Source organism: Microvirga sp. ACRRW (assembly GCF_022346925.1).
Lineage (GTDB): Bacteria > Pseudomonadota > Alphaproteobacteria > Rhizobiales > Beijerinckiaceae > Microvirga.
Genome location: NZ_JAKRNJ010000004.1, coordinates 177,073 through 192,420 on the forward strand (window position 1 = coordinate 177,073; position 15,348 = coordinate 192,420).

Here is a 15,348-nt window from a genome sequence, read left to right on the forward strand (position 1 = left end):
CTATCCTTTTTCCGCGGGCGCTTCGACGCGGGCGAGATACGTAGTTCGCGGCTTTGTGTTCAGATGACCGAGAAGGGCATAATTACGTGGATCTTTTTTGAGCTTGCTCACGGCGCTCTCGGGATCATTGATGTCGCCGAAAACGATGGCCTGTGTCGGACAGGCTTGTTGGCAAGCCGTCACGATCTCCCCATCGCGCACGCGCCTATCTTCGATCCGGGCATCGGCACGGGCCGCGCCGATGCGTTGAACGCAATAGGTGCATTTCTCCATCACACCGCGATCCCGGACCGTGACCTGCGGGTTCATGGCGTCGGGCGAAGCGGTGTAATCCGTCCCCTGATAGTCCAGGAAGTTGAAGCGCCGCACTTTGTAAGGGCAATTGTTCGAGCAGGTTCTCGTGCCGATGCAACGATTGTAAACCATGTCGTTGAGACCCTCGGAGGAATGCACCGTCGCATTCACGGGGCACACCACCTCGCAAGGCGCCTTCTCACACTGCATGCATGGCATGGGCTGAAAGTAGGTTCTTGGAGCGTCAGGTTCCCCGCTATAATACCGATCTACGCGCAGCCAATGCATTTCACGCCCCTTCGCCACCTCCTCAGGGCCAACGACGGCAACGTTGTTTTCGGCTTGGCAGGCGATGACGCAGGCATTGCAGCCGATACAAGCGTCAAGATCGATTGCCATGCCCCAGGCATGCTCTTCGTAGGTCCAGTCCGGATGCAAAGATGGCAGCTTTTTCGCTTCCGAAAGAGCTGCCTGATCAGGCGCCACGACGCGCACGATGTCGCGCCCTTGAAGCGAGTGATGCTGCTGCGTGGAAATGACCCGCCCTCGCTCGCTGGCGGCCCTGATCTCGCCGGTGGCGATCCAAGGCTGATGCGACGGACGGATTGCGTAGGCATTGAAGCCAATGTCGTTTCCGATGCGTCCCGCCTGCCGACGTCCGTAGCCGAGTGTGAGGGTCACAGCTCCAGGCGCATGCCCGGGCATAACCCAAACGGGAGCGCGCACGACACGGCCTTCGACGGTCAGATCAAGAGTTTCGCCTGAGGACAAGCCGAATATATCTGCGGTCTCGGCTGCTATCAGAGCCGCATTGCCCCAGACCTGTTTCGTCAAAGGCTTCGGCAGTTCCTGCAACCAGCCATTGTTGGCGTATGAACCGTCCCACATCGACGGATCTGGCGCGAAGATCACGTCGACTCCGCCAAGCGGAATTGGAGCGGTAGGGCTGGGCCGCCAATCGAATCGTATTGATACATCGACGGCAGGAGATGCGGACCCCTCGATCACACCATCTTCAAGCGAGTGCGCCCAGCGTGCTTCGAATTCATCTCCCCAGGCTTCCCGCCAAGTCCCTTGAACCAGGCCACGGCCATCAACATTTTGCCCTGCCACAAGGCCGAGAAATTCCTCGGCACTCAGGGTCGACTTCAACGGCATCGTCGCAGGCTGTCTTAATCCCACCGTTCCATCGAAGGCCCGCAGATCTCCCCAGCTCTCCAAGGGATGGGCTTCGGGAATATGCCAGCGGCAAGCTGAGGCCGTCTCATCACGATGCTGTCCGAGATGAAGCGACAGAGGAACCTGCCGAATGAGCGCGGCGAGATCGATATCGGCTGGCGCCGCATATACCGGATTACCGCCGAGAACGATCAGGTGGGACACTTGATCGTTCTCTATGGATTGCGCCAGATCTTGAAGCGTTCGCACGCCATCTATCCTGGGGCGCACAGGCTCTATCGCACGGATCGTCGTACCAAAAGCGCCGAGCTTTGCATTGATCGCAAGCGCGAGAGCATGCACACGGGCCGACATTCCTCGTCCCGCGACGACAAGACCGCGAGATCCAGCGCTGCGCAGATCTTCCGCCATCCGAGAAGCGGAGGGATGCACTTCGGATGGCGGCGTCTCTCCTACTTCGAGAAATGATGCAAGTGTTTGCACGAACGCATCGAACTCTCGAGGTCGAAGGATTATGCGCTCGTCTGCGCGCGCTCCGATAAGGCTCGGTCGGGCCTCTGCCGAGAAAAGACGGGGAAGCGCTTTGTCCTTCATACGCCGCCGCTTCTGGTAGTCGGCAGCATACCGTAGATGCCCTGCCTCTTCTGAGAACAGGTCGCTCCCGAGCGTCACGATGACATCCGCCTGCGTCAGGTCGTACACGAAGTCTAGATCCTGGCCAAACACGTCCATGGCGACGCCTCGCCTGCTGTCATCGTCGAGCGGCGAGAACTCATGCCATTGTGAATGGGGAAAGACCTGCCTCACTAGCGATATAAGCCTGTGAAGTGTTGGGGATGAGGTTGGCGGCATCAGGACATGCAGCCCTCGCCCTTCACCCACGACGAGTTCGTTCCGCACGGGACGAATAAAGGCCGTGAATTCCTCCCAAGTTTTTGGAAGCCCTCCCTGCAACGGAGTGTCGGATCTATCAGGATCGTAGAGTGACAGGATCTCCGCCTGAGCGAATATGTCTGCTGCTCCAAGGCTCGCCGGGTGAAGCGGATTCCCTTCGATCTTGACGGGCCGACCTTCCTGCACCTTTACGAGAACGCCTCTTCCAAGGCCGTCCAAGGGAAGGGATGTCGCAACAGTAAGCGGAACACCCGGCGTGTAGCCCGGCATGTTCCGGCTTTGTGATAATAGCGGCGCATTCTTGCTCGCATTCTTGTCGCTGCAAGCAGCCAATCCTCCAAGAGCAAGCGAGGCACTCATCAGTTTCAGAAGCGTCCGGCGGTCGACGGAAGAGGCTTGGACAACATCCGGGAACTCGGCTTCCACATACCTGCGCACCTCCGGCAGATCCGCCAGTTCCTCAAGGCTTCGCCAGAGCCTCGGTCCGTCCTCCGTTGCGAGCCGGGCTCTTAAGGCATCGAGATCGAATGGCGCTTTCTCACCCATCGCTTCTACCGGTGGCACGTGTTGCAGCTGGTGAGACGCCGGGAAGCCTCTCGGTAAAACTCGCGAATATCATCCGGCATGTCCTTGCCGTGCGCCTCATAACCCATGGTGAACACAGCTTCTTGCGGCCGAAGATTCGGAGCAGGATTGCGATGGCAGTCCAGGCACCATCCCATGGAAAGAGTTTGCGTCTTCACGGTCTTTGGCATCTGATCAACACGGCCGTGGCAAGTCTCGCACGCTACCCCTTTGGTGACGTGTATGGCGTGATTGAAGTAAGCGTAGTCCGGCAGGCGGTGCACAGAGGTCCATTCGATCGGCTGTCCGAGCGTGAAGCTGGAGCGGACGGGATCGAGAACGCTCGCCCCTACCCATACTTGCGAATGGCAGGTCATGCAGGTCTGAGCGGACGGCATGCCGGCATCGGCAGCGCGTTCAACGGTAGAATGGCAATAGCGGCAATCGATCTTCAAGGATCCGCTATGAAGATCATGCCGGAATGGGACAGGTTGGGGCGCCGGCTTTCCAACGTTCCAGGTGCTGTCCAAGCGAGCCCAGACATAGGCCAGCGCGCTCGCAGCAATCACTGTTGCGCCAGAAAGCACAATGACCACCCGGAACAGAGTGGTCGCGCCCGGTGTGAAAAGCTGCGCCATTGCCTGCGTCGCGCACCCATCGTTGCGTCAGGTTTTCTGCCTGATCGAAGCTTCGCTGTTGACACAATCGGTTCAGCGCAGCTTCGTTCCCTCACGGTCGCGTTAGGTCGACACGAAGGGGCCTGTGGGCAGCAGGCGCAGGCTTACTCTGCCCACCGTTCCTCGAAGGCTTTGCGAATTAGATGCTAGGGTCGCGCTTTTGCCTATGCCCCTATAAAATCCTCGCGCATTGGCGCGAAGGCATCCAGACGAGTCCCAGCTTCGATGGCAATGGCTCCATAAATCGCGTTCGAGGGAACCAGGAAGCTGTCGCCGTTCCTCAAGCGCTCGGTTCGGCCCACATTGGAATGTCGCGAGCGCCATCCTCCACTGCGGCAGAACCTCACCGAGGCCCGGCATACCTGCCGCGCGCCGAGGCCCCGCGAAAGCTTCAAGCGAAGCGCTTGGCACCAGCCACGCAAAGGACGACAAGCCCTGTCGCTGCGATCATCGTCCACGCGACAGGCTCCTGCAGCAGGAGCCCTGCCAGAGCAAGACCGAAGAAAGGTTGGAGCAGTTGCAACTGCCCCACGCCCGCAATGCCTCCGAGCGCAAGGCCGCGATACCAGAAGACGAACCCGATCAGCATGCTGAAGATCGAAACATAGGCGAGCCCGATCCAGGCAGGACCACCGATCACGCTCCAAACTTGCGGCATGGTCTGCACCGCAATCACGGCCATCATCGGAAGCGAGAGAAGCAGGGCCCATGAGATGACCTGCCAGCCCCCAAGCCGCCGCGACAAAGCGGCTCCCTCGGCATAGCCGAGGCCGCACAGAACAATTGCTGCCACCATCAGCAGATCGCCCGTGAGGGAACCTGCGTCGCTGTTGAACAGGGCAAAGCTGGCGACCGTTGCGGCACCAAAGCCTGAGAACAGCCAGAAGACAGGTTTCGGCCTCTCCCCGCCGCGCAAGACGCCAAAGATGGCGGTCGCGAGCGGAAGAAGGCCGATGAAAACTATGGAACGCGCCGCGGTGATGTGCTGGAGCGCGAGCGCCGTCAGCAGTGGAAAACCAACAACGACACCGAGCGCGACGACAAGCAGCGAGCCGAGGTCTCCGCGCTGAGGTTTGGCCTGCCGCAGGACGGCAAGAAAAGCTGCCCCAAGCAGCGCAGCGATCACCGCACGGGCAGATGTCAGGAACAGGGGAGAGAAATCGCCAACGGCAATTCGGGTCGCCGGGAGCGACCCGCTGAAAATGATGACGCCCAGAAGGCCGCTGCCCCACGCATCCGTCGTCCGATCCATGTCGCCTCTCTTTCTCAGGAGCGACTCTAGGATGTCACCGCTGGCCGCGACAGCGACAATACAGTACAATTTCACCAAACTGTATTGATATGAGCAGTAATACAATCAGTGGAGCTTCCATGAAGGACGAAGGGCAAACCCGAACCGGCGAAGTGATGGCAGCGATCCGCGCGAAGGTCTCCAACGGCGCACTCGCCTCCGGTGACCGGCTTCCCTCCATCAGGAGCTTTGCCGCGACTATGGGCGTATCGCCATCGACGGTTGTCGAGGCCTATGATCGCCTTGCCGCTGAGGGCCTCATCCGCGCCCGGCGCGGCTCAGGCTTCTACGTCGCAGGCAATACCCTGCCGGCACTGACACTGGCGAAAGCAGAACCGCGCCGCGACCGCGCCATCGATCCATTCTGGGTTTCGCGGCAGTCACTCGATGCTGACCCTACGGCGTCAAAGCCCGGTTGCGGCTGGTTACCTGCGGATTGGATGCCGCACACCGCGCTTCGCCGCGCCATGCGGAGCCTTGCACGCGCTGATGATGCGGCGCTTGTCGATTATGGGAGTACGCGCGGCTCCCCGCGCCTGCGCCGATTACTGCTCGGCCGGTTTGCGGAAGAAGGCCTTGAGGCCTCCACCGACCAGATCATGCTCACCGGTTCGGGCACGCAAGCCATCGACCTGATCTGCCGCTTTCTGTTGAAGCCCGGCGATACGGTGGTGGTGGACGACCCGTGCTATTTTAACTTTCAGGCTCTGCTTCGAGCGCATCAAGTCAAAATCGTTGGCGTGCCGTATACCCCTTCCGGCCCTGATATTGCTGCTTTCGAAGCCATCCTGGATACAGAGAACCCGCGCCTCTACATCACCAACTCCGCGCTCCACAATCCTACCGGGTCTACCCTCTCACCGCAGACGGCTTATAGGCTGCTGAGTGCAGCTTCCGCTCGCGACGTGATCATTGTCGAAGACGACATCTTCGCGGATTTCGAACCGGATCCTTCACCGCGTCTTGCCGTACTCGACGGTCTCAATCGCGTCATTCGGATCGGAAGTTTTTCGAAGACGCTGTCTGCTTCGATCCGCTGCGGCTACATCGCCGCTCGGGCGGATTGGATCGAAGGCCTAGTCGATCTACAGGTTGCCACCTGTTTTGGTGGACCCAGCCCCGTTGCAACCGAGCTGGTCGCCCATGTCCTGGCGGGGGGCAGCTATCGCAAACATATGGACGAGTTGCGTCAGCGCCTTACACGGGCGAGACAAGAGACGGCTATCAGGCTGCAGAATCTTGGCATCAAGCCTTGGGTCACACCGCGTGGTGGTTTTTACCTCTGGTGCCGTCTGCCCGACAACCAGGACGCTGCGGCGCTTGCCCGTCTGGCTTTGGAGGATAATGTCGTGCTCGCTCCAGGCAATGTGTTCAGCGTCTCACAGACTGCGACGTCCTTCATTCGCTTTAATGTCGCGCAGTCGAGCGATCCGAAAACCATGTCTATTCTCGATCAGATAATGAGAATGCAAGAAAAACGGGAAAGTGGCGACGATTAGCTCGGGGCGCTTCATGCCCCCTGAGGCAGGCGTACTCGGCTGAGATAGGCAGGATCAGACATTGTGGCTCGTGCCGGTGGCAGATAAAGCGTTGTTGTCGCGGTAATGCTTGAGGTCAGAAGTTGCTCCAACATGATCGGGCGGATCACAGGTTCGCACCCAGGCACCGAGGGAGCCTCGTAAAGATAGACCGGATGTGTCCGCGGATAGAAGAGCTGCAACTTCTCGAGCAAGAGCGGCATTGCGGAAATGTCGTAGGCATAACGGCGAAAAGTCAGATCACCTACAAGCCCTGCCTGCCAGAGAATGAGTTGAGCGGAATTGTCGACAGAGCGTGAGTTGAGAAGGAAATCAGTGGCTTCGTAAGACTGGCATCCATTTGACGAAGGATCGATGCCGAGATCGGCGAAGAGACAATCCTCTGCGGAGATTCCAGGCAGCATTCTAGCGCGATACCCTTCCGCCCGAGCCCGCCGAATGGACTCATGCGAGGAATAGGCATAGACGCCAGGATGTCCATAGAAAGCAGCGACAGTGCGTTCTCCCGCGCGAACGCTCGTGAGGATACGATCGACCATCTCCTGGTAAGTCTGCATTCGCGGCTTGCCTTCACCGTAGAGGTCATAAAGCGTCTCGGCCCCATCGGGGCAAAGGCGGCGGATCACCTCCTCAGCGACTGGATCGGCAACGATGTAGAAGAGCCGATCCGCACATTGCATGCAGGCAATCGTCTCAACGGTCAGTTGGCCGGTTGTCCGGATTCCCGTTCCAACGACAACAAGGTGATCGTCGTACACGTTGCCTCTCTTGTTTTGTGCAGACCATGCGCTTGATCGATAGTTAGCCTTGTACCGTTCTGAGCGTTGGTCTACCGCCACCAAAACGGAAACATAACTAACGGGAAAACGAATTGTGGCGTCACCGCACCAGGCGCCACCTGGGGCGACATCGCCATCTGAGAAGTCACAGCCCCTGGCGCCACCTGCTGTCCGAAGGCAAATTGCGGGACCATTGCTCCTGGAGGAGCCTGCTGCCATAGCGCGATTTGCGGAGCGACGGCACCAGCAGGTGTCTGCTGCCAAAATGCAATCTGTGGCGTGACCGCCCCTGCAGGCACTTGCTGCCACGGAGCAACTTGAGGTGAGAATGCCCCCGGAGGAGGTTGTTGCCATGGGGAAACCTGCGGCGCGATAGCCCCTGCGGGTATCTGCTGCCATGGAGCAACCTGCGGCATCACGGCTCCAGCAGGCATTTGCTGCCACACGCCAAATTGAGGCGCGACAGCTCCCGCGGGCATCTGCTGCCATACTCCGAACTGAGGTGCCACGGCGCCTGCGGGCATTTGCTGGTGTGTTCCGAACTGCGTCACCTCAGCGCCGGGCGGGGACATCGTGCGCATGTGATCGGCATACATTTTGCGAAGTTGCTCAAGCCCGGCAACTACAACGATCTGCGGCGTTGCCGCAGCGCCAGGGTCATAACCAGCCAGTCGCGCCTGAATGGCAGCAAGGTTGCCGCTCTGCAGGAGCTTGCGATCCTCATCCGAAAGCTCGGCCCGCTCCATTGCGGCATCCGCATCGGCAATGAAGTTGGCGAGACTCTTAGGGTCTGTTGCCAAATCCGCCAGAAATTCACGCAGCTCTGTTGCCATGGCACTCTCCGTGGAACGCCAGTGCAAACTGTACCGTGGCGGCGGGAGAGTGACTAGTTTGGATCGCTCCTCATGGAGGCTGGCAGCGATGGAAATTTCGAGGCATTCCCAAGCACCTCATGCGCTGAGCGTGAGATAGAACCCATCTTTGGAGATAAACCAGATGCTCTCGTAAAAATTCAGCGGCCTGCTTGAACCAAAGCTGGAACCGCGCGACGGAACTACCTCGCTGGAACAGGGGGATTACGAAATTCCGCCGATCAGATCTCGCGCCTCCAGGAGATCTGGCATAGTAAACCCCTTGGTAAAACTCGCATAGATCGGATGGAGCAGACTTCTGCTCTCATCTCCCTTTCCTCGCATCACCCATAACTGAGCAAGGGAAACAGCCGAACGCAGCTCGAAGGCCGTGGTCCCTTGTTGGCGCGCAATGTCAATTGCAGCATGTAGGATGCCTTCCACCTCGACCACATCAGCACCATTGGACAATTTCCTGAGAGCTTCGACGCGCATGGCCTCCGCCTCCCAGATCGCCTCGCCGCTTTGCTCTATCATGAGGCGCGCCTCATGAACCGTCTCAAGAGCCATCTCTGGCTCTCCCACTACGGAGAGATAAAGCAGGAGGATCGGGATGAAGCATCGCCATCCTGCTTGCTGAAGCCCAACCATGCTCTTACGAGCAAGTCTTTCGCCCTTCACGCTATCTCCCTTCATGGCACTCAGAACACCGGCCAACATGTTTCCGAACAGGATATAATCGGGAATTTCATGCTGGACGCTGATCTCGATCGTCTCGCGGACAAGCGCCTCGGCGGCATCGGGATTTCTGGCGAGCATCTGAAGCAACGCGCCGTTACCCAGTGCCTGGGCGAGAGAGAAAGGCTGCTTTGCGGCCCGAGCGATTTCAATTGCCTTCTCTGAGGTGCGAATAGCGCTCTCCGGGTGCCCGCTCAACCACTCTGCGATGGCAAGGTGAAATCGGATCAGGGAAGCCATTTCATGACCTGTCAGCCGGATATGCGTCTCACGGTCATTGTCATTGTAGAACGCGAGAGCCTTTTGCAAACAAGTACGGGCGTCATCCGGCCCACCCCTGAAGAGACGCGCGGCGCCATCGATTGTCCATCGAATGCACAGCAATACCCGATCATCCATGCCGTCAGTGGCGGTGCGAACGCGATCAACCACCTGGGCGGCATCGGACCATCGTGCGGCCACGTAATAGGCTCCGAACAGACCGCGAAGTGCGTGGATCAGATTCACGCGGTCTCCCAGACTTTCGCAAAGCTCGCAAGCCCGTAAAAAAACATGCTCCGACTCGGGAACGCTGTATCCTCTGGCGGCGCGTACCGCGACTCCTTTGATGAGCTGCACGTCAAGCTCGGCTCGCATTCGCTCAGACGTTGCCGGCAAGGTGTGAAGCTGCATGATAGCCTTGTCGCAATGGGAGATCGCCTCACTATTGGCAAACCGCTGGATCGTCCAATCGGCCGCCTTTCGCCAATAGTCAGCAGCCTGTTGCGCAAGCCCGGCCCCGGCATAATGATGCGCCAGAAGCTCAGGCTGTACATCCCTGATTTCCGGCCTCTGAGTCTCAAGAGCAGCCGCAATCCTTGCATGGATCTGACGACGCCTGCTCCTCAGAAGACTTTCGTAGGCCGTATCCCGCACCAGAGCATGCTTGAAGCTGTAAACCTCGGCGGCTTGAGATCCGCTGTGTTGAACTAAACCGGATGTGACGAGCTGCTCTACCATTTTCAGCAGCTCTTTTTCAGGGCGGTCTGATACGGCTGCGATCATCGAATAGGAAAAGTCGCGGCCTATGGCAGCCCCGATCTGTGCAATTTCCTTTGCAGTTCCGAGGCGATCCAGGCGCGCGAGAAGCGAGTCGTGCAGCGTTGCCGGGATGACAAGGGGAAGCAGAGGACCTGCCAGTGTATAGCTGGATCCCGCATCGATCAGAAGTCCAGACTCGATCACCTCTTTGGTCAGCTCTTCTATAAAAAGGGGGACACCGTCCGTTCTTTCTAGGATCTCATCGAGTAATTTATCCGGCAGATGCTTCCCTTCTGCGATCTGCTCGACAACGATGCTGCCATGTCCTCTTTCAAGCCCATTGAGAGACAGCACCGTGACATGCCCGCGACCGTCCCAGGGAGAAACGAATTCAGGCCGCGCGGTAATGACCAGCATCACGTTTAAATGTTCAATGCGCTCGATCACGAGCCCCAGAAGTTCAAGCGTTGTCGGGTCGAACCACTGCACATCCTCGCATATGAAAAGAACCGGCTGTCCGGCGGAAAGTCCTTCAAGCTGATCGACAGCGATCTCCAGAGTGAGTTGCTTCTGGCGCTGTGGCGTCAGGTCAGGAAGAGAATATCGTGAAGCTGCGGGAATGCCGAGGACGGTCGCCATCAGCGGAACGGCCAGATCGAGCTCTGTTGTGTTACGTGCGATCAGGGCCTGAAGCTTGTCGAGCTTCACCATAGGCGGGTCGTCGCGTTCCAGTCCGGCCGCGTGCTCGAAGTGCTGTATCACGGGGTGAAGCGGCGTGGATGTGTGATAAGGCGAGCCTTGCAGGCGAGGCGCGACATAGGTCTCGCTTTTCAGCCGCTCGCGCAACTCGATCACGAGGCGAGACTTGCCCATTCCTGGCGGCCCCGACAAAATGATCACTTGACCTGCACCGCCCTTCGCCTGATCCCAGCAACGCAAAAGCAATGAGAGTTCTTCCTCGCGCCCGACCAGAGGCGTATAGCCGACGGGATGCTTAGCCTCGAAGCGATCTATGGTCTGGATCTCGCGCTTGACCCGCCATACTGTCAGCGCATTCGCAAAACCTTTGAGACTCTGCGGGCCCAGCCCCTCCAGCTCGAACAGCCCATTCACGAGCCGGCGTGTCGTCGGACTGATGAGGACGGCACCTGGCTCGGCGATGGACTGAAGCCTCGCGGCAAGGTTTGGCGTCTCTCCAATCACAGTGTCGGCAGCTTCTCGCCCGGCCAGATCCCCTATGACCACCGGGCCTGTCGCGATGCCGATGCGAGCCTGCAATCGCGTGTTTCCGGGAGGGCTTAGCTGCATGATCGCATCAATTAATGCAAGGCCCGTCGAGACCGCCCGCTCGGCATCGTCTTCATGGGCTTGAGGCCAACCGAAATAGATAAGGACGCCATCACCAAGGAACCTTGCAACATAAGCTTCGTACCGGGCCGCTACCTCCGTGCAGGCACTCTGATACGCGCTGATGACCTCACGCAGATCCTCGGGGTCGAGCCGAGCTGACAACTCGGTCGATCCCACCAGATCGCAGAAAAGCACGGTCAGCTGACGCCGTTCGGCGACGCCCGTGGAGGCATTCGGAACCTCATCAGACCGTTGTGATATTGCCCGATCCTCTTGCGCTCGAAGAGCCGCGATCGAGTGCAGCAGTTTCTTCCTATGCCCGAGTGCCGAGATGCCCAAATCTTTGAGGTCGGCCTCCGTAAGACTGAACAGGACTTCGCCCTCGACGGCATTCGCAGCGAACACCTCGGCGTATTGTTCAAGCCCCTGTTCGACGAGCCACCTTGCTACGTCAATCACGGTACGTTCCGTCTGCAATCGCCTTATAGAATAAGGCAAACTAGCATATTTCAAATGTCAATTATACTCTTGAGCCGGCGGCTTGTTTCTCATGTCATTGTCAGCACGGCACGGACTGAAGCAGCTCAAGCAGACAGCTTGACCGGAGGGCTCATTGACCAACTCAGCCGTTAGGTTTAGTTTTGATATAAGTTGATGGATGAGCTTCATATTCCCATCACCATGAAGATCATCCTGCAGGACTAAGCGTTTCGCGACCTTGGGTCGTGCCCACTGAAGAATCTCTTCGCTTTCATGGGATATTCTTCAGAGGTGAAATTATTGCCTTCTGTTTCATGCCGGCAGCCTCTCTGGGCAAGGGCGAACAAAGATGGCCGTAGCGCTGATACTGGTTCTGATCGCGGTAGGCTCGGTGGCATTCCATCTTTGGAGCCCGTGGTGGTGGACGCCCATTGCCTCGAACTGGAGCTACATCGACTCCACACTCGTCATGACGTTCTGGATCACCGGGGCGGTCTTCGTCGCGGTCGTGCTCTTCATGGCCTATTGCATCTTTCGCTTTCGCCATCGGCAGGGCCAGCGGGCGCATTACGAGCCGGAAAGCAAGCGCCTGGAATTATGGCTGACCGTGATCACCGGCGTTGGCGTCGCAGCCATGCTGACCCCCGGCCTGTTTGTCTGGAGAGCTTTTATCACCGTTCCCGAAGACGCAACCGACATCGAGGTTCTGGGGCAGCAATGGCAATGGAGCTTCCGATTGCCTGGCCCGGACGGCAAGCTGGGGACTTCGGACATTCGACTCATTAGTCCCGAGAATCCTCTGGGCATAAGCCGGGATGACCCGAGCGGGCAGGACGATGTGATCGTTGAAGGCGGCGAGCTCCGCCTGCCGATCGGCAAGCCCGTGAAGGCGCTCCTGCGTTCCGTCGACGTCATTCATAATTTCTATGTGCCGGAGATGCGGGCCAAGATGGATCTCGTTCCAGGCCAGATCTCCTACATCTGGTTCACGCCCACCAGGACCGGAACCTTCGAGATTCTGTGCGCGGAACTCTGCGGACTCGGCCATCCCCAGATGCGTGGGACAGTCATCGTTCAGGAGCAGAAAGACTATCAGGCATGGCTTCAGGAGCAGATGTCGCGCAGTTTTGCGCGTCTTATGCCCCAAGCCCAATAAGCAGACCGCCGACGGCGTATGAGAAGGGGCAATTGTAACGTCCAGAGAGGGCTCTGATGACTGATGTTCCCCTCGACCCAATCGGAGCGGCGCATGCGCCTGTCATCGACGATGTCGAGCTCTACCATCCGCATAGCTGGGTAACGAAGTATGTCTTCAGTCAGGATGCGAAGATCATCGCTATCCAATATTCCTTTGTCGCTTTGAGCGTCGGCCTGATCGCCCTCGTCCTGTCATGGCTGATGCGCCTGCAGCTCGGCTTCCCGGGTGTGTTCTCGTTCATAGACGCCAATGCCTATTACCAGTTCATCACCATGCACGGGATGATGATGGTGGTGTATGTTCTGACGGCTCTCTTTCTCGGTGGTTTCGGCAATTACCTTATCCCTTTGATGGTCGGCGCACGCGATATGGTGTTTCCTTATGTCAACATGCTGAGCTTCTGGATCTATCTACTTGCCGTTCTCATCCTCGTTGCGAGTTTCTTTGCGCCGGGCGGCCCCACGGGCGCCGGCTGGACGTTGTATCCGCCACAAGCGATTACATCCGGCACGCCGGGAGGACAGGATTGGGGCATCATCCTGATGCTCGTCTCACTGATGGTTTTCATCATCGGCTTTACCATGGGCGGCCTGAACTATGTGGTGACGGTTCTCCAGGGGCGGGCGCGCGGCATGACGTTGATGCGGATGCCCTTGACGGTATGGGGCATCTTCACCGCAAGTTTCATGGCGCTTTTGGCTTTCCCTGCGCTGTTCGTCGGCGCCGTGATGATGCTGTTCGATCGGGCTCTCGGCACCAGCTTTTTCATGCCTGCCATCGTCGAGATGGGACAACCCTTGGATCGGAACGGCGGAAGCCCCCTCCTCTTCCAGCACCTTTTCTGGTTCTTTGGTCACCCGGAGGTATACATCGTCGCCCTGCCCGCATTCGGCATCGTCTCCGATCTCATCAGCACCCATGCGCGGCGCAACATCTTCGGCTACCGCATGATGGTCTGGGCGCTTCTCGCCATCGGCGCCCTCAGCTTCGTGGTCTGGGCGCACCATATGTATGTGAGCGGCATGAATCCATATTTCGGATTCTTCTTCGCCACGACCACACTCATCATCGCCATTCCGACGGCGATCAAGGTCTACAATTGGGTTCTCACCCTCTGGCGCGGTGACATTCACCTTAATGTCCCGATGCTTTTTGCGCTCGCGTTCATCGTCACCTTCGTGAACGGAGGCCTCACGGGCCTCTTCCTCGGCAACGTCGTCGTGGACGTCCCACTCTCAGATACGATGTTCGTCGTTGCGCATTTCCACATGGTCATGGGTGTCGCACCCATCCTCGTGATCTTCGGCGCAATCTATCACTGGTATCCGAAAGTGACGGGGCGGATGCTGAACGACACACTCGGGAAACTCCATTTTTGGATCACGTTCCTCGGGGCTTACGCGATTTTCTTTCCCATGCATTATCTCGGCCTCATGGGCGTCCCGCGCCGTTACTACGAGATCGGGGACATGGCCTTCGTTCCGCCGTCTGCTCATACACTGAATGCCTTTATCACCATCGTGGCGCTGATTGTCGGCGCAACGCAGCTGGCCTTCGTCTTCAATCTGTTCTGGAGCCTGCGTCACGGGAGACCCGCCGGAGGCAATCCATGGCGCGCCACCACGCTGGAATGGCAGACACCCGAGACACCACCACCGCACGGCAACTGGGGCAAGAACGTGCCGACGGTCTATCGGTGGGCCTACGATTACAGCGTTCCAGGCGCAGCGGAAGACTTCATTCCTCAAAATCAACCGAATGCTCAAGCAGCATCAGGGTCTGCCCATGGGTAGCATTCTCATTTTCCTGAGCGCATTGCTCATCATCGGTGCTTGGTGGCTTTCAAAGCAAGGCCTCATGTCGAAGCCCTGGCTTGAACAGGGCGTTGCGACTAACTGGCCACCGGCAGAAAACACGTCACCGGCGACGGCAAGAATGGGACTTCGTGTCTTTCTTGCTGTGGTCGGCTCCCTCTTTGCCCTTTTCATCAGCGCCTATGCCATCCGCATGCAGCTGCCGGATTGGCGCAGTCTGCCGTTGCCCAGAATTCTATGGCTGAACACAGGGATGCTGATCTTGGGCAGCCTCGCGTTGCAAGGGGCACGAAAGTCCGCTCGTCTGGGAAAGGAAGACGAGTTGAAGTTCGGCCTACTCGCAGCGACCGTGGCAACGTTGGCCTTCCTTTCAGGGCAACTTCTAGCATGGCGACAACTCACAGCGGAGGGGTACCTCCTGGCATCGAACTCAGCCAATGCATTCTTTTATGTGCTGACCGGAATTCATGGCCTGCATATCCTCGGCGGATTGGCAGCTCTTGGCCGAACGACAGCAAGAGCATGGCAAGGTACCGGATTGGAGCGACTGCAGCTGAGCGTCGATCTCTGTGCCATCTATTGGCACTTCCTGCTCTTCATCTGGTTCGTTCTTTTGAGCGTGCTGACGGGCTGGGCGGAAAACGTGATCGACATATGTCGGCAATTGCTGAGTTGAGGAGG

At 58.3% G+C, this 15,348-nt stretch carries 10 protein-coding genes; 4 read left to right on the forward strand and 6 right to left on the reverse strand.

All coding sequences use genetic code 11. The features are described 5' to 3' along the window. The 3 genes from MHY87_RS11040 to MHY87_RS11050 all read right to left on the reverse strand — a co-directional run bounded on the left by MHY87_RS11040 (position 1) and on the right by MHY87_RS11050 (position 4,860). Positions 1 to 2,913, reverse strand: coding sequence for a TAT-variant-translocated molybdopterin oxidoreductase (locus tag MHY87_RS11040; protein WP_239351741.1), 2,913 nt, complete (start codon positions 2,911 to 2,913; stop codon positions 1 to 3). A 5-nt stretch (positions 2,914 to 2,918) separates the two neighbouring features. Further along, complete coding sequence (locus tag MHY87_RS11045) at positions 2,919 to 3,569, reverse strand: cytochrome c3 family protein (RefSeq protein WP_239351742.1); 651 nt, start codon at positions 3,567 to 3,569, stop codon at positions 2,919 to 2,921. 430 nt (positions 3,570 to 3,999) lie between these two features. Further along, positions 4,000 to 4,860, reverse strand: a complete 861-nt coding sequence (locus MHY87_RS11050; RefSeq protein WP_239351744.1) for a DMT family transporter — start codon at positions 4,858 to 4,860, stop codon at positions 4,000 to 4,002. A gap of 119 nt (positions 4,861 to 4,979) precedes the next feature. Here MHY87_RS11050 and MHY87_RS11055 point away from each other — a divergent pair, with 119 nt between their 5' ends. Then, complete coding sequence (locus tag MHY87_RS11055) at positions 4,980 to 6,398, forward strand: PLP-dependent aminotransferase family protein (protein ID WP_239351746.1); 1,419 nt, start codon at positions 4,980 to 4,982, stop codon at positions 6,396 to 6,398. 11 nt (positions 6,399 to 6,409) lie between these two features. Here the strand turns inward: MHY87_RS11055 and MHY87_RS11060 are convergent, their stop codons facing one another. From MHY87_RS11060 to MHY87_RS11070, 3 genes are all read right to left on the reverse strand, one after another. Then, positions 6,410 to 7,195 carry an SAM-dependent methyltransferase gene (locus tag MHY87_RS11060; RefSeq protein WP_239351748.1) on the reverse strand — a complete coding sequence of 262 codons (786 nt, stop codon included), beginning with the start codon at positions 7,193 to 7,195 and terminating at the stop codon, positions 6,410 to 6,412. 71 nt (positions 7,196 to 7,266) lie between these two features. After that, entirely contained in the window at positions 7,267 to 8,049 is a 783-nt protein-coding gene (locus tag MHY87_RS11065) for a hypothetical protein (RefSeq protein ID WP_239351750.1), read from the reverse strand. A gap of 243 nt (positions 8,050 to 8,292) precedes the next feature. Further along, positions 8,293 to 11,634 carry an adenylate/guanylate cyclase domain-containing protein gene (locus MHY87_RS11070; RefSeq protein WP_239351752.1) on the reverse strand — a complete coding sequence of 1,114 codons (3,342 nt, stop codon included), beginning with the start codon at positions 11,632 to 11,634 and terminating at the stop codon, positions 8,293 to 8,295. A gap of 370 nt (positions 11,635 to 12,004) precedes the next feature. Between MHY87_RS11070 and MHY87_RS11075 the strand changes: the two genes are divergently transcribed. Genes MHY87_RS11075 through MHY87_RS11085 form a run of 3 tightly spaced genes read left to right on the forward strand, consistent with a single transcriptional unit; the run spans position 12,005 to position 15,343 of the window. Then, a complete protein-coding gene (locus tag MHY87_RS11075; protein WP_239351753.1) occupies positions 12,005 to 12,811 on the forward strand; it encodes a cytochrome c oxidase subunit II in 807 nt (268 codons plus the stop codon). 56 nt (positions 12,812 to 12,867) lie between these two features. Continuing rightward, entirely contained in the window at positions 12,868 to 14,646 is a 1,779-nt protein-coding gene (gene ctaD / locus MHY87_RS11080) for a cytochrome c oxidase subunit I (protein ID WP_239351754.1), read from the forward strand. After that, positions 14,639 to 15,343 carry a cytochrome c oxidase subunit 3 gene (locus tag MHY87_RS11085; protein WP_239351755.1) on the forward strand — a complete coding sequence of 235 codons (705 nt, stop codon included), beginning with the start codon at positions 14,639 to 14,641 and terminating at the stop codon, positions 15,341 to 15,343. The genes ctaD and MHY87_RS11085 overlap by 8 nt, the downstream gene beginning before the upstream one ends. Positions 15,344 to 15,348: the final 5 nt, after the last annotated feature.

Coding starts and splice junctions, on each gene's coding strand:
- MHY87_RS11075 (WP_239351753.1), top strand. CDS start 12,005: ATGGCCGTAGCGCTGATACTGGTTCTGATCGCGGTAGGCTCGGTGGCA.
- MHY87_RS11065 (WP_239351750.1), bottom strand. CDS start 8,049: ATGGCAACAGAGCTGCGTGAATTTCTGGCGGATTTGGCAACAGACCCT.
- ctaD (WP_239351754.1), top strand. CDS start 12,868: ATGACTGATGTTCCCCTCGACCCAATCGGAGCGGCGCATGCGCCTGTC.
- MHY87_RS11040 (WP_239351741.1), bottom strand. CDS start 2,913: ATGGGTGAGAAAGCGCCATTCGATCTCGATGCCTTAAGAGCCCGGCTC.
- MHY87_RS11055 (WP_239351746.1), top strand. CDS start 4,980: ATGAAGGACGAAGGGCAAACCCGAACCGGCGAAGTGATGGCAGCGATC.
- MHY87_RS11045 (WP_239351742.1), bottom strand. CDS start 3,569: ATGGCGCAGCTTTTCACACCGGGCGCGACCACTCTGTTCCGGGTGGTC.
- MHY87_RS11050 (WP_239351744.1), bottom strand. CDS start 4,860: ATGGATCGGACGACGGATGCGTGGGGCAGCGGCCTTCTGGGCGTCATC.
- MHY87_RS11085 (WP_239351755.1), top strand. CDS start 14,639: ATGGGTAGCATTCTCATTTTCCTGAGCGCATTGCTCATCATCGGTGCT.